The organism is Dyadobacter sp. 32 (genome assembly GCF_902506755.1).
In the GTDB taxonomy this organism is placed as follows: Bacteria; Bacteroidota; Bacteroidia; order Cytophagales; family Spirosomataceae; genus Dyadobacter.
The window spans coordinates 1016573-1042069 of sequence record NZ_LR735258.1 but is presented as its reverse complement, the minus strand read 5'-3'; the positions used below and the strand labels follow the sequence as shown (position 1 = coordinate 1042069).

Here is a 25497-nt window from a genome sequence, read left to right as displayed (position 1 = left end):
ATAGTATGCGTATTGGTAATAAAATGAGAACGCCATTTTACTTTTTGATTTTTGTTTTCTCCGCGACTACTCTCCTTGCACAAAGAGGAGAGATTGAAAGTCAGACTTACGAGATTGTGAAAGAAAAGAGTATCGAGTTTGCGCCAGCAAACCGGGTATTTGACAAGGTACAGCCTGTAAAGGCCAACGCTACGGACAAGAAAGTCAATTATGAACTTATAGATCCGCAGATTGACCTCATGTCGCCCAAATTGACGCCAGCAGTCGGAGTGTCCTCTGATCAGAAGGAACGTGCAGGCCAGCCTGATGCCCTGAATAACTATATCAAGCTCGGAGCGGGCAATTATGGACGGTTTTTGGGAGAAGCATTTGTGAGCGGACGCACGTCGGAGGATCTGGTATTTACCGGCCAGTTGAAGCAGAACTCCGCTGCGAACGGGCCTGTTGATAATAAGAACTCCGCAAATTCAACTACCAATTTTAAAGTTGGTGGTAAATACATCATGGCCAAATCTAAGGTCGAAGTAGGGCTTAATTACGATCGTCAGAACTATTATTTTTATGGCTATAAGCCACAACCAGAATCTGTATCTGTGAACCGGGACACCATTCGGCAGACATTAAATCAATTTGGCATTAACCTTGGATTTGAAAACACGGATGCTTCTGTGGCTGTTGATTATTCGGTGAAGACCAGTTTGAATACGTTGAGGGATCGATATAATGCCTCCGAACTTGACTGGGGTACGAAACTGACTGCCTCCGTACCCGTTTCGGGCTCGGTGTATGCACTGCTTGAAGCTGACGCATTCGTGTCACAGCGGGTAGATAAGCTGACGTACGATAGAAACCTGTTCAGGGTTAAGCCTACATTTAAGTATATTACTGATTTGTTTTCTGTAACTGCAGGATTGAATGCAGTAAATGAAACTGATAGTGAGTTGAAGATTAATAGAACAAAAGCCTTTCCTGTGCTGAATGTAGATGTTGTGCCTTTTACAGGTTTGCATGTTTTTGCAGGGGTGAATGGTGATATCGTCAGAAACACGTTGAAAAGTATGTTAAGTGAGAATCAGTGGTTGGGCCCCAATGTGCTTGTCGTAAACACAGAAAAGAATCTGGACCTGTTTGCCGGCGTGAAAGGGGAATCTGTGGAAGGGTTCAACTACGAAGGACGGGTTTCCCTGGCCAAGTACAAGAACTTTTATCACTTCAATAATTCGCTTACCGATACGTCAAGATTTTCAGCCATTTATGATCCGGGAAAAACCAGAGTGTTAACCATTTCCGGACAGGCAGGATACAACTACAACGATCTGTTCAAAACCTCTTTAAAGGTGAACTACTTTGACTATGCAGTGGGATCCGTAGAGGAAGCCTGGCATAGACCTGATCTTACGTTAAACTGGTTTAATGCCCTGGCGATTAGCAAAAAATTGTTTGTAACCGCAGATTTGTACGTGCTTAGGGGAATGAAGGCAAAGAATTTTCAGAGTGGAAAAGTTACAAAACTACCGGCAATTGCTGACCTGAATTTGAAGATAGACTACCTGTTAACCAGGAACTTCTCTGCTTTTGTTGCGATCAATAACATCCTGGGAAAACAATATCAGCGGTACCAGTATTACCCACAGCAGGGGCTGAACTTTGTTGGCGGATTATCCTTTTCTTTCTAACTTTGAAGCTTTAAATCGTTAAAGTACTTCAATGATACCAGTTGAGACAGTTATAAGGAAATTAATTGTTGATTACGAATTTGTGATTCTACCTGGGTTTGGTGCGCTTATTTCGCGTCAGATACCAGTGAATTACGATAAGGAATCAGGCTCGTTTTCGCCACCGGCTAAACGACTGGCATTCAATGAGTCTTTGAAGTTGGATGATGGGCTTATAGCCAATTATATTTCTCGGCATGAAAGTATTGCTCATAGTGAGGCAGTTGTGTATATAAAACGCTACACGGATCGCTTATGGGCTGTCCTTGAGGCGAGGGGAGAAGCCAAGATTGCGGGCATTGGCAATTTTAAAGCGAACAGTGAAGGCAGGCTGGTGTTTGATCCTACCTCCGAAAGGCATTTTAAGGACGAGTGGTATGGGTTCCATAATATCAATGTAAAGTTGGTGACGCCAAATAGTTCGCTGGCGGCCACCTCTCAAAAAATGATTGTTGAAGAAGGTATTGAGTATGTCGAAGAAGAACAGGAGTTACTGACACATAAAGTGCAATGGTGGAGATGGGCTTCAGCTGCTTTGATCATCGGGCTTCTGGGATATTTTAGCATAGACTTTGTTTCGGATCAATCTGGCAATACCAGTAATTTAAATCCGCTGAGAATGCTCTTTCCTACCGAAAACATCAGGATTGAAGAAAGTGACGCAGTGGAAGATGTAATACCAGTCAAGCAGGTATTCACCGGGAAGGAATCAACGGAACCTGTTGATTCATCCGAAACAGTTTCCGCCGTAACGGAGCCCGCGGCAGATACTGCTACTGAAATAGCTCCACCGGCCGGACCGGAAGTTGCTATCAAATCGGGTGGTTTTTTTGTTATTGCCGGTGCGTTTAAGGGTAGCAAACAAGCCACTATTCTTTTGGAGCAACTCAGAAAGAAAGGATTTGAACATGCACTGCTTATACCTGCCGACAAGCGTAGTAGTAAGGTGAAAGTGGCGGTCGACAGGTTTGAGCTTGAAACTGATGCCTACAAGGCTTCAAAGAAATTGAAAGAGGTTACAGGGGAAATCGGGTGGGTTTATAAAGTGAAATAGGAAATTTAATCTCGATTCTATCCAAGGAATAAAGAAGGAGCCATGTTGCTCCTTCTTTTGTATTTATACGAAATTGATCTAATTTTACGTTCCATTCAGAAAATAAACAATTAACAGTAATGATCGTACTTCAGGCAGAAGATCGTCAACGAATAGCAATATCCTGGGCAATGTCTTTTGGAATAACGATTGCTATGCTTGGATTGTTCTTTTTCATACGGCTTACCAGTGGGGTTCCCAAAGTGGAGCCAATGGAATTATTTGTTGAGGTGAATTACGGTACAAGCAAAGTTGGAAAAGGTGACATACAGACGTTTAACAAACCTAACGATTCTAAGGTAGCAGAGAATATGAAGGCGGATGCAGATGAGGTGAAGAAGGTTAAATCTGTATCTACTCCGAAGCCAACGCCGCCTACACCACCTAAGGTTGAGTCTACCAAGCCGACAAAAGTCGTTGCCGAAAAGCCAGTAATCACTTCCAAAACTGAAAGTCCGGTTGAAGCTCCGGAAAAGACTGAAACTAAGAAGTCCGCTGGTAGTGCTACTTCGTCTACACCCGTTGCCAAACCAGCCCCTGAAAAGGCAGTAAATAAAGATGCGCTTTTTACCAAGTCTTCGGGAAGTAAATCGGGAAGTAACGGTACCAATGGTACGAAGGCAGGAGTAGGTGGAAACAACAATGGGGATGATGCAGAGGGAGTAGGCGACAAGGGGGCAAAGAATGGAAGCCTGTATGCGAAGACTTACAAAGGAGAAGGGGGTGGGGGTGGAACTGCTGTTGGATTAAGCCTGTCGGGCTGGAGCTGGTCAAGAAAACCCGTTGTAAATGACAAATCAGACGCAACCGGCTCGATCACGTTTAGAATAACCGTTGATAAAAATGGTAGAATTAAAAGCATCGTCAATTTGAGCTCGACCATTACCGACTATTCGGTGATAAATCAATACAAAAATGCAGTTCGGGAATTAACCTTTATTCCCAAATCTTCAAATGTGCCGGAAGAGTCTATTGGAACCATTACATTTAAAATCAGTTCTCAGTAGCGTAAATGACTTATCAGGAAACGATTGACTACTTATACAGTCGATTGCGGGTTTTTCATCAGATTGGAGCCCGTGCTTTCAAACCCGGGCTTAATACCACTTTTCAGCTGTGCGATATCCTTGGTAATCCTCAGGAGAAGTATCCATGTATTCATGTGGGCGGTACGAACGGAAAGGGTAGCACATCGCATATGCTGGCCTCCATTCTCCATCAGGCCGGTTACAAAGTGGGCTTGTATACGTCGCCGCATCTTAAGTCCTTCGGAGAACGTATAAAGGTTAACGGGAGACAGATAGAGGAGTCATACATTGTGAATTTTGTTGATGATAATATTTCTAACATCGATAGATTTGAGCCCTCTTTTTTCGAACTGACTGTTGCAATGGCGTTTACCTACTTTGCAGATCAAAATGTAGATATTGCGATCATTGAAGTAGGTATGGGAGGGCTACTGGATTCTACCAATGTGATTACGCCGGTTCTCTCGATAATTACAAACATAAGCCTGGACCATACACAGTTTTTAGGTGATACCCTGGTAAAGATAGCCGCGCAGAAGGCAGGAATCATTAAGGAGGGCGTTCCACTTATTGTAAGTGAGTTTCAGGGTGAAGAACTTGCCGCAGTTTTTGAGGCACAGGCGGCTTATTTACATACCAGAGTCATCTATGGTTCCAAGCGGTACAAAGTGCGGGATTTGGGCTTATTTGATGGTAAGTTGAAGGTGGAAGTTAAAGACCCAGGCTTAGAATATGTATTCTATTCTGATTTAATTGTGGAATTATCGGGCCAGTACCAGTTGCGAAATTTGTGCGGGGTGCTCGCTGCGGTTGATGAGCTTGCTCTGTTGGGTTGGAAAGTGGATCACGAAGCTACCAGAAAAGGGCTTGAATCATTTGCCCGTGATACCGGCTTAAAAGGGCGTTGGCAGCGACTTTACCATAAGCCCCTTGTAATTTGTGATACGGCGCACAATCATGGAGGTCTCTCCGCGACTTTGGCTCAATTTGATAGCTTGAGCAGCAGCCAGCAGCGGTATGTTATCGGATTTGTGTCGGATAAGGATGTGAGGTCTATTTTAAATTTGTTTCCTGCTGATGGCGTGTACTACTTTTGTGAACCTTCAAACCTACGAGCACTTAGTGCTGATGAACTTTTGAGATCTGCACAATCGATCGGTTTACGTGGATCTGTTTTCAAAAATGTAAATGATGCTCTTAAACGTGCCTTTCTAGATGCGAAGGATACGGATACAATTTATGTGGGGGGGAGCACCTTCATTGTAGCTGACTTGAATGAATTATAGTATAAAGGTTAAGTAATGGGTAGAAAGAAGTTGCATCATTATCAATTTAGCGCTCAGGCGGATAATGTTATTGAATCGGGTAAGGATTTGTATAAGACTATAAAAGGTAAATGGAAAGAGTTGTATTTCAAGAACGATGGAAGTATAGTCGTTGAGCTGGCTTGTGGTAAAGGTGAATATTCGGTTGGTTTAGGTAAAGTCTTCCCTGAGAAAAATTTCATTGGGATGGATATTAAAGGTGACAGAATTGCCAGAGGAAGCATGATTGCTACAGAGGCGAAATTGAACAATGTCGCATTTTTGAGAGCCGGAATTCAATACGCCGATGAGTTTTTTGAAGACAACGAGATCGATGAAATTTGGCTCATTCATCCTGATCCACAGGTGCGTGATCGTGATGAATATAAAAGGTTAACAAACCCCGGTTTTTTGAAGAAATATGCTCGTTACATCAAGCCGAATGGCTTGTTTTGCCTTAAAACAGACAGCGATTTTTTGTACCAGTATACTCTAGAAGCTATCAGAACTCAGGCGGAGTATGAAATTATTGATCACACACATGATTTGTACAGCTCAAGCCTTCTTTCGGATCATCATGAGGTAAAAACGCATTATGAGCGAATATTTTCGTCAAAAGGTCATTCGATAAAATATATAAAAGCCAGGATATTGTAAGAAAAAAAAGCTCTGTTTCCAATATGAAACGGAGCTTTTTTTCTGGGAGTTTTGAGGTACGGAAGATTATTTGCCGATAAGTGTGGCGAAATAATGTACGGTGCGAACTAGTTGAGAAACATAAGACATTTCATTATCATACCAGCTCACTGTGCGTACGATTTGTGTTCCACCAACCTTCTGAACCCTTGTTTGAGTTGCGTCGAATAAGGAGCCAAAACTGATTCCGATAATATCACTGCTGACAATTTCGTCCTCGGTGTAGCCGTAACTCTCATTTGCAGCTGCCTTCATAGCGGCGTTGATTTCTTCTACACTGGTTTCTTTACCAAGAATAACGGTTAATTCGGTTAAAGAACCTGTAAGGGTAGGTACGCGTTGTGCCGAACCGTCGAGTTTTCCTTTCAGGGAAGGTAAAACCAATCCAATTGCTTTTGCTGCACCGGTACTGTTAGGTACAATATTTTGAGCAGCAGCACGGGCTCTTCTCAGATCGCCCTTTGGATGCGGAGCATCTTGTGTGTTCTGGTCGTTTGTGTATGCGTGAATGGTGGTCATTAAGCCATTTACGATACCAAATTTCTCTTCAAGCACCTGCGCCATGGGAGCCAGGCAGTTGGTAGTACAGGATGCACCACTAATAATGGTTTCTGAACCATCCAGGATATCATGATTCACATTGAATACAATAGTTTTCAGATCGCCCGTCGCAGGTGCCGATATGACAACCTTCTTAGCGCCGGCTGTGATGTGAGCACCCGCCGATTCAGCACTGGTAAAAAATCCTGTACATTCCAGAACAACGTCAACGTCGTGTTGACCCCAGGGAATTTGTGCAGGGTCTCTTTGAGCATATATAAGAATTTCTTCGCCGTTAACAGATATAGAGTTTTCTGTAGATGTTACATCAGCGTTGAAACGTCCTTGTGCAGTATCGTATTTAAGTAAATGAGCAAGTACCTTAGGACTTGTTAAATCGTTTATGGCGACAATATCAATGCCTTCCATGTTGTAGATTTGACGGTAGACCAATCGTCCAATACGCCCAAAACCATTAATTGCAACTTTTACTTTTGACATATGTAATATGGATTATGTTATAACACTGTAAAATTAGTCAATATATACGAAATTTAAAAGCAATGTCAAGAACAGATGCGAATTGATTACTATTGTTTTTAGTAATTTCCGCCCATTAGTAATTTATTTAGTTTACTGATTTAATTAGTATTATTTGGTTTATTTTAGTTTTACGACTACTACCTTATGTGGTTGTTTGATATCTATAAGTCTTTTATATTTGTATTCTGGTGCGCCTGAATTGATGTATAGTTTGATTTTTATATCATATTGTCATCTTGTATAATCGGCTGATTATCTGTATTTTAAATAGTTTATATTAATTTTTAACTTTAACATGAATATTACATCCCGGGTTGAGGAAATTTGGTCGAATCGTGAACTATTAAAAGAGCAATCCGCAATACAGCTCATAAAAGATATAGTCGAAGAAGTAGACAAAGGCAGACTAAGAATGGCTGAACCACAAGCTAACGGAGAATGGTTAGTTAATGAAGCTGCTAAAAAAGCGATTATTCTTTACTTTCCCATCCAACAAATGGAGGTAAGTGAAGTCGGTATCTTTGAATATCACGATAAAATGAAACTTAAGACCGGTTATAAGGAACTCGGGGTTCGTGTTGTTCCTCCGGCTGTTGCGAGATACGGTGCCTATATATCAAAAGGAGTTATACTCATGCCATCCTACGTTAATATTGGTGCCTATATCGACGAGGGCACAATGGTAGATACCTGGGCTACCGTTGGCAGCTGTGCACAAATAGGTAAAAATGTACATCTTAGTGGTGGCGTAGGGATTGGCGGAGTGCTCGAACCTGTACAAGCGTCTCCTGTGATCATTGAAGACGGGGCGTTCATTGGATCGCGTTGCATTGTTGTGGAAGGTGCTCATATAGGAGCTCGTGCAGTCTTAGGAGCGGGCGTTACAATTACTGGAAGCTCTAAAATTATTGATGTTACTGGTCCGGAACCTATCGAATATAAAGGAATGGTTCCCCCAGATTCCGTGGTTATACCAGGTACTCTCCCTAAACAATTCCCCTCCGGCGTGTACAATGTACCCTGTGCACTTATAATTGGTAAACGTAAACCAAGCACTGACCTCAAAACTTCCTTGAATGATGCGTTACGAGAAAACAACGTAACTGTGTAGTTCTTGAGAAAGCGAAAATAATTTACAAATGTAAAAAGCGGCATCTTCCCATGTCGCTTTTTTTCTGGCTACCCATTTCCGGGTTCAATTTTGCTCAAAAGCATCATGACGGCAAACAGCACCTAATATTCTTTACTAAGGGCTATTGGCGATAACAATGTTAATTAATTAAATTAACATTTCTCAATTTTTTATTTACAAATTTATATTATTGAATTTCAATCTGTATACATGTGTAGGTAAGACCTCCCTTTGTATTTACATTAATATTATTTACATTTGTATTTAAAACTTATAGAACTGGTATGGATTTAACCGAAAAGATCAAGCAGATTTTAGAAATTAAAAATTTCACTCCATCACATTTTGCAGATGAAATAGGTATTCAACGGGCTAGTATCTCCCATATCCTGGCCGGGCGAAACAAGCCCAGTTTGGACATCATTCAGAAAATAATTCGCCGATTCCCAGATTTGGGATTTGACTGGATCATGGACGAGTATGATCTGCCAGAAATAAATCAGCAGAAAACGATTTCTGAAACAGCAAATCCTACTTCAGGAACCGCAGGGCGTAACAAAAAACAATTAAGCACAGATCAATACATCCATAATCATACTATTGAAAAGGAAGCTGCCAATGTGGTATTAGAAGCAATGGAACCTAAGGAAAAAAAAATTGATCGGATACTCATACTCTATACCGACGGTAGTTTTCAGGAATTTAAAAATTAGCAACTCTTGTACAGAGATACACTGTGAATCAGCACAGAAAGCTCATAAATAAACGCAGGCAGAAATAGATTCAGGGGGCTAGCGCAAAACAAGCACCTCTCCCTTATAATCACCAAATCTGGTTTTGATAATATACGGATAAGCACCAGGAGCAACAACGATATTTTTATAAGTTCCGTCCCATGGGAGTGCATACCCCTGGGAATGAAAAACTACATTACCCCATCGGTTAAAAATGCTTACTTCCAGTATTTGCCCATCGTGGTTATACAACACAAATGCATCATTGACTCCATTACGATCCGGGCTGAATGCATCCGGAATATACAGGCGATCAATTACAGATACGAGCACAGAATCTGTTGATTGACAGCCATTGGCAGATGTGACTTCTACCACATAGGAGGTAGGGGCTGATGGTCCAAGAACAGCTATGGAATCTGTGGAAACACTTTTCAAACCTGAGTCTTCAGGCATCCAGTTGTACATGTAGCCTATACCTGATGGGGTTACACGGGCTGTAACAGAAACAGTTGTTCCCTTCGCGATAGTAACTATTTCGGGCAGGGCTATTTCAATCAGTTCTCTTTTAATAAAAACTGAATCACGCCCGGTGCAACCGTACCGATCTTCCCTCATTTCAAGCTTGTACTCGCCAGGATCCTGGACGGCGATCTGACCGCCAGTAATGGCTAGTTTTACATTTCCTTTCCACCACGTATACGACAATTCTCCCATGTCTGCACCAGTGGAACTTGCCTCCAGAACCGTCTCTTCACCTTCACACAAAATAGCCTTACCCTGGATAATTTTAGCCACAACCGGGTCTGCATACAACACCCGAACGGGCACTGAGGCAGTGTCACTGGTACATTTTGTTTTATAGCTTTTAATCACCGTATAAGTACCTGTATCACTTACCATCACCTTTTCTGAATTCGCTCCAGCTATGTTGAGTCCATTGAGTTGCCACTGGTATGACCACTGATTAGACGGGGTTGTTTCCAATTGGACAAGTTTAGCCGGACATACTCTCACTTCCGTGGCAGGTTGCGCTTGAAACATTACAACAGGCGGTTCTGGTATATCAGTACCACAATCAATAACCAATAGCTGAAAATCTCGCCTAACCACACCAATTCGTTTGCCATTCCTGTACTCCTCGCATTGAATGGCAAATACATACAATCCAACAGCATTCGCAGTCACGGTCAAAAGGCCGGTGCGAGGGCCGATTGTTAATGGAACCGGACCTGGAATGGCATTGTCGGTCGTAATTCCGTTTTCCCAGGTAACCAAAGGATACCCAGCTTTGGGTGAAGAATTACCTATCGACATATTCGCCAGATTACTGGTGTTCCCTCGCATTGGGGTTACCATTGAATAGTAGAGCTCGTCGGCATCAGCATCAGAAGCCGACATGTTCATGGAGAAGGACCTATTCACACATATATATTGTCCATTGGGAAACTGAAATACCGGAGATGAATTGACTATTGAGACCGGAGGAAATTCTAAATAGAAAACCATTCCTGTTATACCGGCCAATTTGATATTGTTAATGTCGCCGTTCCTGCAGCAGCGCTCCCAGACTATATAGTACCCATCCGGCTCATTATATGTTTGAGGTGATAGGGTAATACTTCCGCTGTAAACACCCTGAACGGTGTTCATAGCTCGTGCCGTGGCGCAGCTTTTATTCTGATAAGTGACGTTCTGAGAAGAGCGGTAATTAACAACAACAGAATCTACAAACTGATTGTTTCTCTTTTTATAGATATACAAAGATGCTCTGAGATCCCTGTTTCCCGCACTTACCGTGGTAGGGATGGTCAGATTATTTGCATCCCAGAATTGGAGCAGGCTAACCTCATACGCATAACCGCCCCCCAACGGCTTCATCTTAATTTCGCCTCCGACAATGTGATTTGCAAATGAAACATTGCTGGACAAAACAATCAAGTGCAGACATAGCAGAATATAGTACACTTTTTTCATAGGAAGTTTCCATAACGTATAAATAATCAAACAGAGCGCCCGACTTAACTCTATACATTAAAGTTAGTAAACAAAATTTGTAATTGCCTCCTTTCCAGAGTGAAAGCGTGATTCCGACCCAAAAATGCTGTGAACATCTGTCGAAATACGGCGAAAATTAATAGACAATCGAATTTGCTCTATAACCGATGCGTGTTCGAACCAACCTATTTCTATGCATCCAATTTCAAATGAAAAACAAGTGTCCGCATGGATACAGACAGAGCAGGATGGTAAGAGAAACCATAAAATTTACCTTGTTTAAAATATGATAATATGATCTATATATTGTCATATTTCAATAGTAAGCCTTGCATAAAGTGATGATCAAAAAGATTTCAAAACGGTACAATTCTCATTTAATGGATTAACCAAGGCACTGCGCACTACAAGTATCCACCTCCCTCTGTAATATTAAACAAGCATTATGGGCTGGCTTTAAAATGTTTCACCTAAACTTAATCTATGCAAAAACAAGCTGATGAATCACAAAAGATATTTCGGAGACCAAGTCGGTCCTCTGGAATTCAACACTTTAAACACTTGGAATACAACCGGATCCAAACCAACTCTTTTAATCATTAAGAAAGATCAAAACCTAAATAATTTATGGATCAATTTCGACTATTAAGGTTATACTGTAACTTGTATAACATCTTCAAAATGTCCTTTCCACAACTTGTCCTGGGCATTTTTTGTACTTCGACATTATTCGCCTCCCCCTTGTATTCCGGTAATACCAGTGGACGGAATCCGGCCTTTACGGTGAATACAGATCAAACCGTCAGAGGTAAAATTACGGATGAGAAGGGAGCGGCGCTTCCAGGCGTTAGCGTAGTGCTGAGAGGATCCAGTACCGGGACCGTATCCAACGCGGAAGGCCAGTATTCCATTGAATTGCCTGAAAGCGGTACAAGGGTACTTGTATTCTCTTTTGTAGGTTATCTATCCAAAGAAATAACTGTAGGTAATCAAAGCTCGATAGATGTTGATTTGGCCGTAGACACCAAAGCTCTTGAAGAAGTGGTTGTGGTAGGATACGGTACGCAACGCAAAAGAGATATTACCTCTGCAGTATCAGTAATCAATATGGAAGATATTGGTGAAATGCCGAAATCGAACGTCACACGTATGCTGCAGGGTCAGGCTCCGGGTGTTATTATCAAACAAAAAAGCGGTACGCCCGGGCAACAATTTGAGGTGAAAGTGAGGGGTATCAGCTCCCTTGGAGCCGGTAGCGATCCATTATATGTAATCGATGGCTTTCCTGTGGGTATTTCCGTTGGTCAAAACTTAAACCCCAACGATATTGAAACCATCACCATCCTGAAAGATGCCGCATCCACAGCGATCTACGGGGCAAGAGGATCCAACGGTGTGGTACTTATTACCACAAAATCAGCCAAAGAAGGAAAATTGAACCTAAGTGTATCGGTAGACTATGGCGTGCAGAATGTTCCCGATTCCCGGAAAACGAAAGTATTAAATGGTCAGGATTTCGCACAATTCAAACGGGAAGTGTTCATCGGCAGGTATATTCTGGCCAATGGCAAGTCTCCGGAAGAGACGGACATTCCCATCAACTTCCGTAACCCGGCCGATACCAAAGTTTCAACCAACTGGTTTGACCTGATATTAAATAACAATGCTCCATATAAGGACATTAACCTGACCTTGTCATCGGGAAAAGGCCCCATCAAGTCCGTGGTTTCCCTCGGATACTACAAGGAGGACGGTTCCCTTCAGTACACCGGATATGATCGTGCTTCCCTGAGAACCAACCTGGCCGGCGATATCAACAAATTTATCACCATGGGAATCAATCTGGCCGGAAGCTACTCCACTTCCAGGGTTGCCGCAACCAATGGCAGGAGCAATCTGGTAGGGTTAACCCTGATCAGCGATCCGCGTTACTCCCCATACGACGAAAAAGGCGAGCTGATACCGTATTACAATGGTGTGGGCGATATTTTCGGCTTTCCAAATATGCTATACGTTCTTAAAAATGTAAAGAGAACACGTAACATCGCTGATGTTTTAGCGAACGGTTACCTTGAGTTTAATCTTGCCAAAGGTCTTAAATTCCGATCCTCCGTAAACGCCAAGATTAACTACAACATGTATAAGGACTATGTTCCGTCGACCATAGGAAACGCGATTGCAACCGGTACCAACGGAGCACCTCCACGAATTGCCACTGCCAGAGATGACTCCGAAGAACTCAGAAATTATTCGGCCGACCAGCTGCTTACCTACAACAATAATTTCGGAGAAAACCATCATTTCGATGCCATGCTGGGCTATACCGCACAGCAGGAAACCGTCAAAGGACTTTATGGTAGCGGAAATACTTTTCCTGACGACCTTGTCCCATACCTTGGAGCCGCTACCATTCGATCATCAAACTCCATCGAAAGAAGATGGACAATGATCGCTTACCTGGCCAGGGTCAATTACGCATTCAAAGACAAATACCTGCTTTCAGGAAGTTTTCGCCGGGAAGGAAGTTCCCGATTCAGCGCAGGGAACAAATATGGTAACTTCCCAGCCGCTTCCGTGGGTTGGAGAATTTCGGAGGAATCATTTATTCCTAAGGCGTCCTGGCTTACAGACCTTAAATTAAGGGGAAGCTGGGGGATGACGGGTAACAATAGCTATGCGGTCAGCGCCAACAACAACTTCGAAACGGCTCAGAACTCAGGAGATGACGGAAACTACGCCAGCCAGTCCTTTTTAGTGTTAAACAACTATGTTTTCAACAATACACTGGCGTCGGGTAAGGTTGTAAACCGGTTTGCCAATGAAGCCTTAACCTGGGAAAAGTCTAACCAGCTTGACGTTGGTCTGGATCTTTCCACGTTCAATAACTCTCTGGTATTTACTTTCGAATACTACAAAAAAATAACGAATGACATGCTTCTGCCTTATAGCATTCCTGCGGTTTCCGGGTTCACTTCGACTCTGACAAACCTCGGTAAGGTAGAAAACAAGGGGGTGGAACTTGCCGCTTCGTACAGATTAAAAATTGGACAGGTTAATTTCCGCACCAATGCGAACGTCACCATCAATCGTAGTAAAGTACTTGAGATCAAAGGAGCCAATGACTTCTTATTGTACGGAAGCCAGTATGGCGGATATAACATCAATAAAGTTGGGCAACCCATCGGAATGATCTTTGGATACAGAAAGCTGGGGATCTTTAACACCAAGGCAGAAATAGATGCTGCTCCTTTACAGGAGGGGGCTATACCTGGAGCCATGAAATTTGCCGATTTGCATGGAGCACCTGACGGGGGGCCTGACGGAATCGTTTCATACGATACCAAGGATATGACGGAAATAGGAAATCCAAACCCAAAGTTCAACTGGGCATGGAACGTGGGCGCCGATTACAAGCGCTTTGATTTCAGCGTACTTCTAATGGGTGCATACAAATTTGATGTATACAGAAATATCGAGGCATCTACCATGAATATGGATGGCGTTTTCAATGTTCTTGAAAAAGCCAAAGACAGATGGAGATCGCCTGAAAATCCAGGACCTGATCCAAACAATAAAAATTCGCAGGGTGGAACAGACTATTTCAAATGGTCGCGGGAGAGTAGCGAAAGGTATGTGTACGATGGCACACACATGTGGATTAAGAATGTTACAATTGGTTATACGCTTCCCAAGATAAAAGGTATACTATCGGATGCACGGATCTTTGTGAACGCAGCCAACCTTTTGCTCGTGACCAAATATCCTGGCAACAACCCGGATGCCGGCGTCAGAGGTGGAACGGAGCTTAATAACGACGATGAGTCGTACCCTGTTCCAAGAACCTACTCAGCAGGTATCAAAGTTAACTTCTAAAAAAATCACTCAGATGAAAAAAATTACAGCAATAGCCATCATAACGATCTCACTTTTTCAGTCGTCCTGTAGTGAAGATTTCCTTGATGAAACCGACCCGACAAAGGTTGGTGTAGGTCAATTTTACCAGAACGAAGCGCAGGTAAAACAGGCTCTCAACGGAGTCTATGGAGCACTTCAGTCCATGACCAACACGGCTTATATTTTTGGTGAGTTCCAAACCGACAATACAACCGTCGATTTGAATCCCTCCGATCGGGGTGGAGCGGGAGGCTGGGAAGCTTTCGAATTCTCAACAGTAAATTCGGGCAATGGAGAAATCAACAACTTGTGGAATGTGTATTATGCAGCCCTGTATAATCTCAATCTCACGCTTGAAAAACTGGCGACTGCAACCATTGACGACGCTCCCAAAAAGGAGATAGAAGGCCAACTCAAATTTTTGAGAGGCTACATGTACTTCAATCTGGTCCAATACTTCGGCGATGTTGTCATTGTAACCAACACCTTGTCCAACCCTGAACCCGCTTTTGACCTTGTGAGGTCTCCTCAGGCACAGGTTTGGGCGCAAATAGAAAAAGATCTGACAGAAGCCGCTGCATTGCTTCCTGCCAAGTACACCGCAGCTGCAGACAAAGGCCGTGCCACTAAAGGTGCCGCGCTTGGGTTATTGGGAAAAACTTTTCTAACTACAAAAAAGTACGGCGAAGCTGTTACCACGCTGAAGCAGATTACCTCCCTAGGTTATGCGCTCAATGCCAACTATGCCGATAACTTTGACCCGGCGCCTGCAAAAAAGAATGGGGTAGAGTCACTGTTTGAAGTGCAGTACCAGGGAGATAATGACCTGGGAGAGCAAAGTAACTTTCAATACGTTTTTGCTCCAAGGGTTTCACTGGGCGCTGTCACTGGTTACGCAGCAGGGGCCAACGGTGGTCGAAATGTACCTACCAATGACATCATGGCAACCTATGAAAAGGGTGATCTAAGAAAGGATCTTTCGCTTAAAACCAGCTTTACCCTTGGGACAACAGTATATCCCGTACCTTACGTAACGAAGTACAACTACCCGCACACCATTGTGAACAGAACCAATACCAATTGGCCGGTACTCAGGTACGCCGATGTTTTACTTATGCTGGCGGAAGCAATGAATGAACAAGCAGGAGGAAGCGCCGAAGCACTAGGTTATCTGAATCAAATCAGGAAAAGAGCGGGTCTGGCCGAATTGACAGGCATGAGCCAGGCAGATTTCCGAACTGCGGTATTAAAAGAAAGGCGATTGGAGCTTGCCTTCGAAAATCACCGGTGGTTTGATCTGAAGAGAACTAAAACACCAGCACAATGGGCCTCGTTTATGAATGCCCACGGAGCCATGGAAAGAGCTAATCCCACAGTAGCAAGGGGAAATGTCCCTTTCAATACAACGGATTACGTTTTTACAGAAGCAGAATACGTGTTACCGATTCCGGCGTCACAAATTCTCATCAATGCGAAACTAACTCAAAACACGGGCTATTAAGGATTGCATTAAAAGCGTTGTTTGTTCCAAATCTCAGGAGATATGCCTTAAAATGCATATCTCCTGAATATTTAACAACCATTCCTATAAATTTTCGTTATTAAAATGTATAATTAGCAGTTATTCAACTTAGTCCTATACAAGCCCTGCTTGGTATATTATTCTTAAACCACTAATTACAATTATCGTGTTATTACAATCAACTGAAACCTTCTGGCTATGGCAATTCCTGGCACGACTTCATCCCTTGCTCGTGCACTTTCCAATCGGACTTTTATGTGTGGCACTAATCCTTGAACTGATTGATTGGAAACGTAAAAATCAGAAATTACAGGACGCTACAAATATTCTAACCTGGATAGGCGCAACGAGCGCAGTGCTTGCTGTTATTTTTGGCTGGATGCTGGCCTCTCAGGAAGAATCCGCAGGAACCAATCTTGAAATTCACCGCTGGGCAGGAGTAGCCACAATGGGCTTATCCATCGCAGCGCTCATATCCCTTCGTTTCAAAAAGCGAATCCCATACAGGATACTCTTAATGGTCACGGTACTCGGTGTCAGTTTTGCCGGTCATTACGGTGCCATGATCACCCATGGTGACGACTACCTGAGCAGTACCTTGCCTTTTGGAAAAAACACAGAGGAAACGCCATCCGACGGATCTGCTAATTTCTCATTTGCCAGCATGGGTGCGAATGGAGCTGCCCTTACCCCAACACAGATTGAAGATCTCAACCTGGAAGTTCGCACCATTCTGGCCCATAACTGCTATAGTTGCCATGGGGAAGCCAAAATGAAAGGAGAGCTTCGATTAGACAAGAAGGAACTTGTAATGAAGGGGGGAGAAAACGGCCCCGTTATCGTTCCCGGCGATCCTGGAAAGAGTGAGATGATCCGAAGAATCACCCTTCCAATCGGCCATAAAGATGCTATGCCCACAAAGGGGAAAAGACTCACAGACAATGACGTAGCAACGCTAAAATTCTGGATCGAAAAAGGTGCTCCATACCCCGACAAGGAAAAAAGTATTTATCGAGTGGCCGAAATGGCACCCAGAATGCCGGCCATTCCAGCCGCAACAGGTGATCTGACACAACCGATCGATCGATTCGTGAATGTATATTTCCAGAAGAATCAAACGAAGTGGTCACCGGCAGTCAATGATCGCACCTATATAAGAAGGGTGTATCTGGATGTGATCGGATTGTTACCGCCACCCGACAGTATCACTGCTTATGTGAATGATTCCCGCCCAAACAAACAGGAAATCCTGGTTAAAAACCTGCTCAACAGAAATGAGGATTACGCGCAGCATTGGCTCACCTTTTGGAATGATGCCTTACGAAATGACTATTCAGGTACAGGGTACATTACCAAAGGACGATACGACATTACCAAATGGCTTTATACATCGTTGCAGCAAAATAAACCATACAACTGGTTCGTAAAAGAACTGATCAGTCCTAATCAAGAATCGGAAGGATTTATAAAGGGAATAAAGTGGCGGGGCACCATCAATGCCAGTCAGCGGGTTGAAATGCAGGCTGCACAAAACGTCGCTCAGGTACTTCTGGGATTAAACCTGAAATGCGCCTCCTGTCACGACAGTTTTATCAGCGACTGGAAACTGGAAGATGCCTATGCCTTTGCCAACATATTTGCCGACACCACCTTGGAAATAAACCGGTGCGATAAACCTACCGGAAAGATGGCCGGCAGAAGAATACTGTATCCTGAATTAGGGGAAATTGATGTGGATGCACCCACTGAAAAAAGACTGCGTCAGCTTGCAGATTTTCTTATACAACCCAAAGACGGTCGGCTGTACCGAACACTCGTGAATCGTATTTGGGCTCAGGTTATGGGTAGGGGACTGATCGAACCCGTGGACGTGATGGACAATATTCCGTGGGATGCAGATCTGCTGGACTGGCTTGCTTCGGACTTCGTGGCAAACGGGTACGACATAAAACGTCTGATTCAAAATATTCTGACCTCAAAAACCTATCAACTACCGTCCGTTTCGGTGAAGGAAGCAGGCGATCTGATGACGAATAATTATAAGTTTACCGGAATGGTACGTCGCCGACTTACTGCTGAGCAATTTGCAGATGCGGTTAGTGTTACCTTCAGTCCTGTATACGCCGATTCGGCTCTGGCCATAAACAGGCTTCCTGAAAATATAAAAACAGAGATACCCTTTCCCCGTGCATCGCTGGTTAAAAACGACCCATTCCTGACAGCACTAGGAAGACCAAACCGTGAAACCGTAAGTACAAGCCGGATGTCTCAGGCTAATCTGCTTCAGGCATTAGAGCTAACCAACGGTTCCAAGTTTACGGCAACGCTCAAATCCGGTGCTAAAAAATGGAAAGCCCAATACCCCACGTCCAACGCGCTGGTAACAACCCTTTACCAAAAGGCCTATGGACGTGCACCACTTGAGCAGGAGCTTGCAGTAGCCCGGAAAATACTGGGCGACAAACCAAATGAGGAAAGTATACAGGATCTTGTTTGGGCTGTAACACTATCACCTGAGTTCCAGCTAATTTTTTAGAATGATAAGAGAAGTTCTAAAAAGGATAACTAAACTTATTAACAGTAATAATACATATTATAAGGCGAAAACTTATAATACATTTAAAACTTAAAAAACTATTAATAAGTATAATAAATATTATTAATAAAATTATTATTACAAAATCAACATGGCAATGAATAAGTGGAATAGAAGAGAATTTCTTCAAAGAACCAGCGCCGCCACACTTGCCGCACTAGCGGCAACATCTCCAGTAGCCGGGCTCTTGTCTGGCTGTAAACGCATTGGAGCTCCGGATTCCTCCGCCGACACCGTCATTCTTTTGTGGATGGCCGGTGGCATGGCACATACTGAAACATTTGACCCGAAGCGATTCACTGCATATGAAACCGGCATGGAAGGCAACCGAGTGCTGAGTACATTTAAACCTGTACCTACCGTTCTGGATGGCATAAACTTCTCGGAGGGACTGCAGTCAATAGGAAAGGTAATGGACAAGGGCACCCTGATCCGGTCCTACACAGCCGCCGATATGGGTCATATTCTGCATTCCCGACACCAGTATCACTGGCACACCTGTTATGAACCGCCGCAAACCGTGGCCGCACCACACATCGGTTCCTGGATTGCCAAAGAGTTAGGCCCAAAAAATCCTGTGATTCCGGCTTTCATAGACATCGGTCAACGGTTTACGGTAGGGGAGGCCGAAGAGCTGAAAGCATTTCACACTGCAGGATTTCTTGGCAACGAGTTTGGCCCGTTTATGATCCCGGATCCCAGCCAGGGGCTTGAAAGTGTACGGCCGCCTGTAGGGATGGATGCCAAACGATTTGAACGCAGAAATCAGCTTTATAACGACCTGATCAGCAAAAGTCCGGTAGGGGAGTTCGGCAGTGATTACCAGAAAGAATCGTTGAAACGATCCATGGAGCAGGCCTATATGCTGCTTAATTCTCCCGAATCAAAGGCTTTTGACCTTTCCACCGAGCCCAAGGAAAGTTATGATATTTACAACACGGGACGATTCGGATTGGGCTGTCTGCTTGCCAGGCGATTGACCGAACAAGGTGCCCGGTTCATCAGTGTAACTACCGAATACGAACCGTTTAAAGGTTTTGATACACACGAAAATGGGCACACCCGGCTGGTAGATATGAAAAAGATGATCGATGGCCCCATCGCCCAACTGGTTAAGGATCTGGACAAGTCCGGGCATCTTGACCGGACGATGATTGTACTTGCCAGTGAGTTCAGCCGCGACATGATGGTAGAAGGCAAGCCGGAATTTAAAGTTTTGGAACAGGTCAATCAGCCCGACGTGCTGACCGATATGAAATTCTACGGGATGCATCGCCATTTTACCGATGCCGGATCGATGCTCATGTTTGGCGGCGGCATCAAAAAAGGTTTTGTTTATGGCAAAACAGCAGATGAAAGACCTTGCAAAACCATTGAAAACCCGATAAAAATTGACCAGGTCCATCAAACCATATATCATGCGCTGGGCATTGCGGAAGACACCCAGTATGAAGTAGAAAAGAGGCCCTTTTATACCACTCCTGATGGTAAGGGAAAGGCGGTAATGGAACTCCTTAGTTGAAAAAATCAACTGTAGTCACCGAAGAATTTGGTTTTCAATTCCCGACACCTGACAATGTCTGTCAGGTGTTTTTTATACTTCATGTACGTTATTGATTGTGAAATTAAACGTTTTGGAATGTATTTTAGTAAATAGTACCATTTCGTCGCTTTGAAATTAAAAGAAGTTATGACGAAAACTTCTTGGTTACATCGGCTCAGAATTCTAATCGATATATGCATACCCAGGCAGTTACCCGACACAACAGGATACTCCCTAAATTATTTCTTATCAAATTGCGCATACAAGACTATTCATAGTAATATTATACCTTTTCCATGAACAGGTATAATTATTCAAAATAGACCATCCAAAAACATCTATGTTTTCGAAACCTTTACTTATCAATAATTTTTAAAACGCTGAACTGAAAAATGTACACAAAAAAACAATGGTTAAAACTTCCAATGACTCTCGCCGTAATACTGGCAATTGGGGCTTTCTGCGGGGTCATGCTTAGTAACCGGACTGCCAAACACCGTCCTCCCGGCTCTAAGGTGGATAAACTTAAACTTGCAGCCGGATTTAAGGCAGAACATCTTTTCAGTCCATCAGAAGAATCCATTGGATCGTGGGTTTCAATGGCATTTGATGATAAGGGCAGATTAATCACATCGGATCAGTATGGTAGCTTGTTTCGTGTAATACTACCAGAGATTGGTTCTACTGAAAAGCCAAAAATAGAAACCTTAAAAATTGAGGGTGACACAGCAAAAATTGCGATGGGTTTTGCCCACGGTTTGCTTTATGCCTTCAATAGCTTGTATGTAGTAGTCAATAACAGGGAAAATCCAAAATTCCCAAAGGGTAGCGGTCTTTACAGATTGCAGGATACGAATAATAATGACCAGTACGATAAAATTACCTTGCTTAAAGCGATGAAAGGTGAAGGAGAACACGGGCCACACAGTGTCCAGATCTCCCCGGACAAAAAATCACTCTACGTTGTTGCCGGAAACCACACAGATTTGCCGGTGATGGATACTTATCGCCTGCCAAACAACTGGACCAGTGACAACCTGTTCCCTTTCATTAAGGATCCGCGCGGGCATGCCAACGACCGTATGGCTCCCGGTGGCTGGATCGCACACACTGACCCTGATGGAAAAAAGTGGGAGCTTGTGAGCGCCGGTTATAGAAATCCGTTCGACATTGCCTTCAACGAGGCGGGCGACATGTTCACCTACGATTCCGACATGGAGTGGGATTTCGGAACACCGTGGTACCGCCCAACCAGAGTTTGCCATGCTACCAGTGCGAGTGAATTCGGCTGGAGAACCGGAGATGCCAAATGGGCTCCGTCTTTTCCGGATAATGTACCTGCCATTATGAATATTGGGCAAGGATCTCCGACCAACCTCATCTATTTAAAAGACGCACGGTTTCCAGAAAAATACAAAAATACGCTGCTCGCATTTGACTGGAGCTTTGGAATCATGCATGGACTTCATCTGAAACCGTCAGGAGGAACCTATTCCGCCGATCATGAAGAGTTTCTATCAGGCTCTCCGCTTCCATTGACAGATGGTGTGGTAGGACCAGACGGAGCACTTTATTTTTTAACGGGTGGTCGCAGGCTTGGATCGGACCTTTACCGGGTTTATCATCAAGATTACAAAAACATAAAACCAGGTTCCAACGTTGCAGCTGTAAACCTTACACCAGAGCACAAATTACGAACTGAGCTTGAAAAATATCACCTTGGTGCCGATCCAAAAGCGATTGCTGCTGCCTGGTCCCACCTTGCTCACGCCGACAGATCGGTGAGTTATGCCGCGCGTCTTGCTGTAGAGCATCAGCCAGTCGATCAGTGGAAAGCTAAAGCGCTTGCCGAAACGAACCCGCAAACCAAAGTATATGCCTTGCTTGCTCTGGCTCGTCAGGGAGATCCCAGTATTAAAGAATCATTGTTGAAAGCACTCACCAGCATTGATTTCAAAAAGCTTTCCGAGTCTCGTCAAAGAGATCTCCTGCGTACTTTTGAAGTTACCTTCTTCCGGTATGGTACGCTAGAAGGAGCTTTGAAAAGCCAGGTGACCAATTATATCAGTCCAAACTACCCTTCGTCATCGCCACTGAGCAATCGCCTGTACAGCAAGCTGCTTGTATTTCTGGAGGCACCCAAAGCGGTGGAACGCACACTTGCTCTTTTGATGAAAAATGAGGTTTTTGATGACAAGGATAATGAAACAGCCACAGCATCAGCCGATCTTATACTCCGAAATCCCCAGTATGGATTGGACATAGCAGGTATGCTGGAAAAAATGCCTGCGAAACAGCAAACGTTTTACGCTTTTGTGCTCAGCGGTGCCAAAACCGGCTGGACTCCCCAGTTACGGGACAACTATTTCAAATGGTACGACAAGGCTTTCAGTTATCAGGGAGGACGCAGCTACATCGGCTTCATTGAAAAAGCACGTCAGATAGCGCTCAAAAATGTGCCACAGGATAAATTGGCTTATTATAATAAACTTTCCGGAGCTGAAAAACTTACCACCAATGGAAATGACCTTGCCAGAATGTATTCCCCCAAAGGACCGGGAAGAAGCTGGAAAGTAGAGCAAGCCGTAGCCGTGGTAAAGGATAGCCTGGCAGGCAGTGATTTTGAGCGTGGTAAAATGATATTCTCTGCGGTTCTCTGCAGCAGATGCCACATGGTCCAAGGAGAAGGTTCCGATATCGGACCGGACCTTACACAGTTGGCAACACGTTTCTCTACTGAGGACATCATGGACGCAATCATTGAACCCGATAAAGCTATCTCCGATCAATACGCCTCTACGATTTACACACTTAAAGACGGAGAGTCGGTACTGGGACGACAAATGAATGAAGATGCAAATTTCTATTACATTGCCCAAAATCCATTTGACCAAAAAACGATCCGGAAAGTAGCTAAGAAAACAGTGGCATCCACAAAAATTTCCTCTGTTTCGATTATGCTTCCTGGCTTGATCAATGGACTCAACCCGTCGGAATTACGGGATTTAGTGGCCTACCTCAAATCTGGTGGAAGTAAGAACAGCCCGATTTACAAAGAGTCAGCTGCAACAAAAGGAGGAAAATAATAGTACATATAATATGTATTATTATTTTTAAAAGTATAGAACTTATAGCCTGAATGGAATTAAAAACAGGGAAAGGGTAGTAGAATCATCCTGACTTGTAATTTTAATTTCATTCAGGCAATTTTTATTTACACGGATGAATAAGGCACTCAAATTACTCCTAAGTACATTGTTTTTGTTTTCACTGGCTTCTACTATTGTCAGTATAAGCCATCCTCCCAAAAAGATTCATCGTGTGCTGATCATTGAAGGTCAAAACAATCATCGTAACATGAAGGAGGGGTCTCAGGCAATGAAGGGCTATCTTGAGGAAACCGGGATTTTTAAAGTTGAAATATTATCAACACCCGCAAAAGGTGGAGATATGAACAACTTTGACCCTGATTTCACAAAGTATGACGTAGTTTTATCCAATTATAACGGCGATTCCTGGTCACAAAAAACCAACCAGTCATTCGAAAAGTTCGTCAAAAATGGGGGAGGGGTAGTTGTGGTACACGCGGCCGACAACGCCTTTCCAAAGTGGGAAGCCTATAATAAAATGATCGGTATCGGTGGCTGGGAAGGCCGAAATGAGAAGTCGGGTCCCTACTTATATTGGGATGAAACCAAACAAAAAATAGTAAGAGACACCGTTGCGGGCGTAGGCGGAAGTCATGGTAATCAGCATGAATTTGTCGTAACAACTCGGGAAAAAAGTCATCCGATCATGAAAGGATTACCCGTAGAATGGCTTCATCAAAAAGATGAACTTTACGACAGACTCCGAGGCCCGGCCGAAAATATTACTGTTCTTGCCACGGCATATAGCCCCAAAGAACAAAATGGTTCAGGCAAAAATGAGCCTATGCTTATGACCCTAACCTATGGAAAAGGTAGGATATTTCATACCACTTTGGGCCATGAAAATTACTCGCAAAAATGTGTAGGGTTTATTACCACTTTGCAACGAGGGAGCGAATGGGTAGCAACAGGCAAAGTGACGCAGGTGGTTCCCAATGATTTTCCCACCCGAGAAAAGGGAAGTACAAGGAAGTAAGTTTACATATGTAATGTGTCAGAGTTAACCAGGCACATTTAGATCTGCCAGCATTTGTCAGGCGAAATTGACAATTGAATTTTCAAACCTATTGTATGAATTACAAATCAAACAGGCGTACCGCTATTAAGACCATGGCAACCGGTGCCGGGCTTCTAACTTTGCCCTGGACAATGGAGTCGGCTTTTGCTACATCCGCGAAAATACTGGGACCAAAATTAAATGGAAAGATTAATCACTCGGTATGCCGTTGGTGCTATAGTAAAATCGATTTTGAGGTTTTCGTACAGGAAGCAAAAAAAATAGGGATAACTTCGGTTGAATTGTGCGGACCCGATGAATGGCCGATTATAAAAAAACACGGGCTGACCTGTGCCTTGCCTTGGGGTGAGGGAATGACCCGAAGCATTGAGAAAGGTTTTAACGACCCAGTCAACCATGACGAACTCATAACAGGTTTTGAAAATATTATCCCGAAAGTACAGGCCGCCGGATACGACAAAATTATATGCTTTTCTGGAAATCGAAGGGGCATGTCCGATTTAGATGGAATGCGCAACTGCGCCATAGGCTTGAGAAAATTAATGCCGATAGCCGAAAAACACAATGTAACCCTGGTCATGGAATTGCTGAATAGTAAAGTAAACCACCGCGATTACATGTGCGACCGTACATCCTGGGGTGCCGGCTTGTGCGACATGGTGGGTTCCGAAAAATTCAAATTGCTCTATGACATTTACCACATGCAGATTCAGGAAGGTGATGTGATTGCTACCATCCGGAAGTACCACAAATACATAGCGCATTATCACACAGGCGGGGTGCCCGGAAGACACGAAATTGATGAAACTCAGGAACTGTATTATCCGGCCATTATGAAAGCAATTGTAGAAACGGGTTACAAAGGTTTTGTTGGACAAGAGTTCATACCAAGTAGGAAAGATGATATTGCTTCCTTAAAACAAGGGGTTACCATTTGCGATGTAGCCTAAAAAATAAAGTCATGGTCAATCTCCTAGCATTCATGACACGTA

At 43.6% G+C, this 25497-nt stretch carries 16 protein-coding genes; 14 read left to right on the top strand and 2 right to left on the bottom strand.

All coding sequences use genetic code 11. The features are described 5' to 3' along the window. Window positions 1–5: 5 nt before the first annotated feature. The 5 genes from DYADSP32_RS04120 (at window position 6) to trmB (ending at window position 5797) form a co-directional block, all read left to right on the top strand. Entirely contained in the window at window positions 6–1676 is a 1671-nt protein-coding gene (locus DYADSP32_RS04120; protein ID WP_414617506.1) for a TonB-dependent receptor, read from the top strand. Between the two features lie 31 nt (window positions 1677–1707). Further along, on the top strand, window positions 1708–2769 hold the full coding sequence (locus DYADSP32_RS04115) for an SPOR domain-containing protein (protein ID WP_149243911.1): 1062 nt from the start codon (window positions 1708–1710) through the stop codon (window positions 2767–2769). 119 nt (window positions 2770–2888) lie between these two features. Continuing rightward, the gene (locus DYADSP32_RS04110; RefSeq protein WP_149243912.1) at window positions 2889–3815 is read left to right on the top strand and encodes a hypothetical protein; all 927 of its coding nucleotides are present in this window, start codon (window positions 2889–2891) and stop codon (window positions 3813–3815) included. A 5-nt stretch (window positions 3816–3820) separates the two neighbouring features. Next, a complete protein-coding gene (locus tag DYADSP32_RS04105; RefSeq protein ID WP_149243913.1) occupies window positions 3821–5122 on the top strand; it encodes a bifunctional folylpolyglutamate synthase/dihydrofolate synthase in 1302 nt (433 codons plus the stop codon). 15 nt (window positions 5123–5137) lie between these two features. Further along, window positions 5138–5797 carry a tRNA (guanosine(46)-N7)-methyltransferase TrmB gene (gene trmB / locus DYADSP32_RS04100; protein ID WP_149243914.1) on the top strand — a complete coding sequence of 220 codons (660 nt, stop codon included), beginning with the start codon at window positions 5138–5140 and terminating at the stop codon, window positions 5795–5797. 66 nt (window positions 5798–5863) lie between these two features. Here the strand turns inward: trmB and gap are convergent, their stop codons facing one another. Then, window positions 5864–6877, bottom strand: coding sequence for a type I glyceraldehyde-3-phosphate dehydrogenase (gap, locus tag DYADSP32_RS04095; RefSeq protein ID WP_149243915.1), 1014 nt, complete (start codon window positions 6875–6877; stop codon window positions 5864–5866). Window positions 6878–7214: 337 nt separating this feature from the next. Between gap and DYADSP32_RS04090 the strand changes: the two genes are divergently transcribed. Next, window positions 7215–8030, top strand: coding sequence for a 2,3,4,5-tetrahydropyridine-2,6-dicarboxylate N-succinyltransferase (locus DYADSP32_RS04090; RefSeq protein WP_149243916.1), 816 nt, complete (start codon window positions 7215–7217; stop codon window positions 8028–8030). A gap of 305 nt (window positions 8031–8335) precedes the next feature. Beyond that, window positions 8336–8764: a helix-turn-helix domain-containing protein gene (locus tag DYADSP32_RS04085; RefSeq protein ID WP_149243917.1), complete on the top strand. Its 429-nt coding sequence runs from the start codon at window positions 8336–8338 to the stop codon at window positions 8762–8764. Between the two features lie 78 nt (window positions 8765–8842). Here the strand turns inward: DYADSP32_RS04085 and DYADSP32_RS04080 are convergent, their stop codons facing one another. After that, entirely contained in the window at window positions 8843–10762 is a 1920-nt protein-coding gene (locus DYADSP32_RS04080; protein ID WP_149243918.1) for a gliding motility-associated C-terminal domain-containing protein, read from the bottom strand. Window positions 10763–11464: 702 nt separating this feature from the next. Between DYADSP32_RS04080 and DYADSP32_RS04075 the strand changes: the two genes are divergently transcribed. The 7 genes from DYADSP32_RS04075 (at window position 11465) to DYADSP32_RS04045 (ending at window position 25455) form a co-directional block, all read left to right on the top strand. Then, complete coding sequence (locus tag DYADSP32_RS04075) at window positions 11465–14656, top strand: SusC/RagA family TonB-linked outer membrane protein (RefSeq protein WP_149243919.1); 3192 nt, start codon at window positions 11465–11467, stop codon at window positions 14654–14656. Between the two features lie 13 nt (window positions 14657–14669). Continuing rightward, window positions 14670–16178 (top strand): RagB/SusD family nutrient uptake outer membrane protein, encoded by a 1509-nt coding sequence (locus DYADSP32_RS04070; RefSeq protein ID WP_149243920.1) that lies wholly within the window; start codon window positions 14670–14672, stop codon window positions 16176–16178. Between the two features lie 187 nt (window positions 16179–16365). Continuing rightward, complete coding sequence (locus tag DYADSP32_RS04065) at window positions 16366–18735, top strand: DUF1549 domain-containing protein (RefSeq protein ID WP_414617505.1); 2370 nt, start codon at window positions 16366–16368, stop codon at window positions 18733–18735. Window positions 18736–18892: 157 nt separating this feature from the next. Next, window positions 18893–20317 carry a DUF1501 domain-containing protein gene (locus tag DYADSP32_RS04060; RefSeq protein ID WP_149243922.1) on the top strand — a complete coding sequence of 475 codons (1425 nt, stop codon included), beginning with the start codon at window positions 18893–18895 and terminating at the stop codon, window positions 20315–20317. Window positions 20318–20730: 413 nt separating this feature from the next. Then, entirely contained in the window at window positions 20731–23424 is a 2694-nt protein-coding gene (locus DYADSP32_RS04055) for a c-type cytochrome (protein ID WP_149243923.1), read from the top strand. Window positions 23425–23560: 136 nt separating this feature from the next. Then, a complete protein-coding gene (locus DYADSP32_RS04050; RefSeq protein ID WP_149243924.1) occupies window positions 23561–24463 on the top strand; it encodes a ThuA domain-containing protein in 903 nt (300 codons plus the stop codon). A 95-nt stretch (window positions 24464–24558) separates the two neighbouring features. After that, the gene (locus DYADSP32_RS04045) at window positions 24559–25455 is read left to right on the top strand and encodes a TIM barrel protein (protein WP_149243925.1); all 897 of its coding nucleotides are present in this window, start codon (window positions 24559–24561) and stop codon (window positions 25453–25455) included. The last annotated feature ends 42 nt before the right edge of the window (window positions 25456–25497 follow it).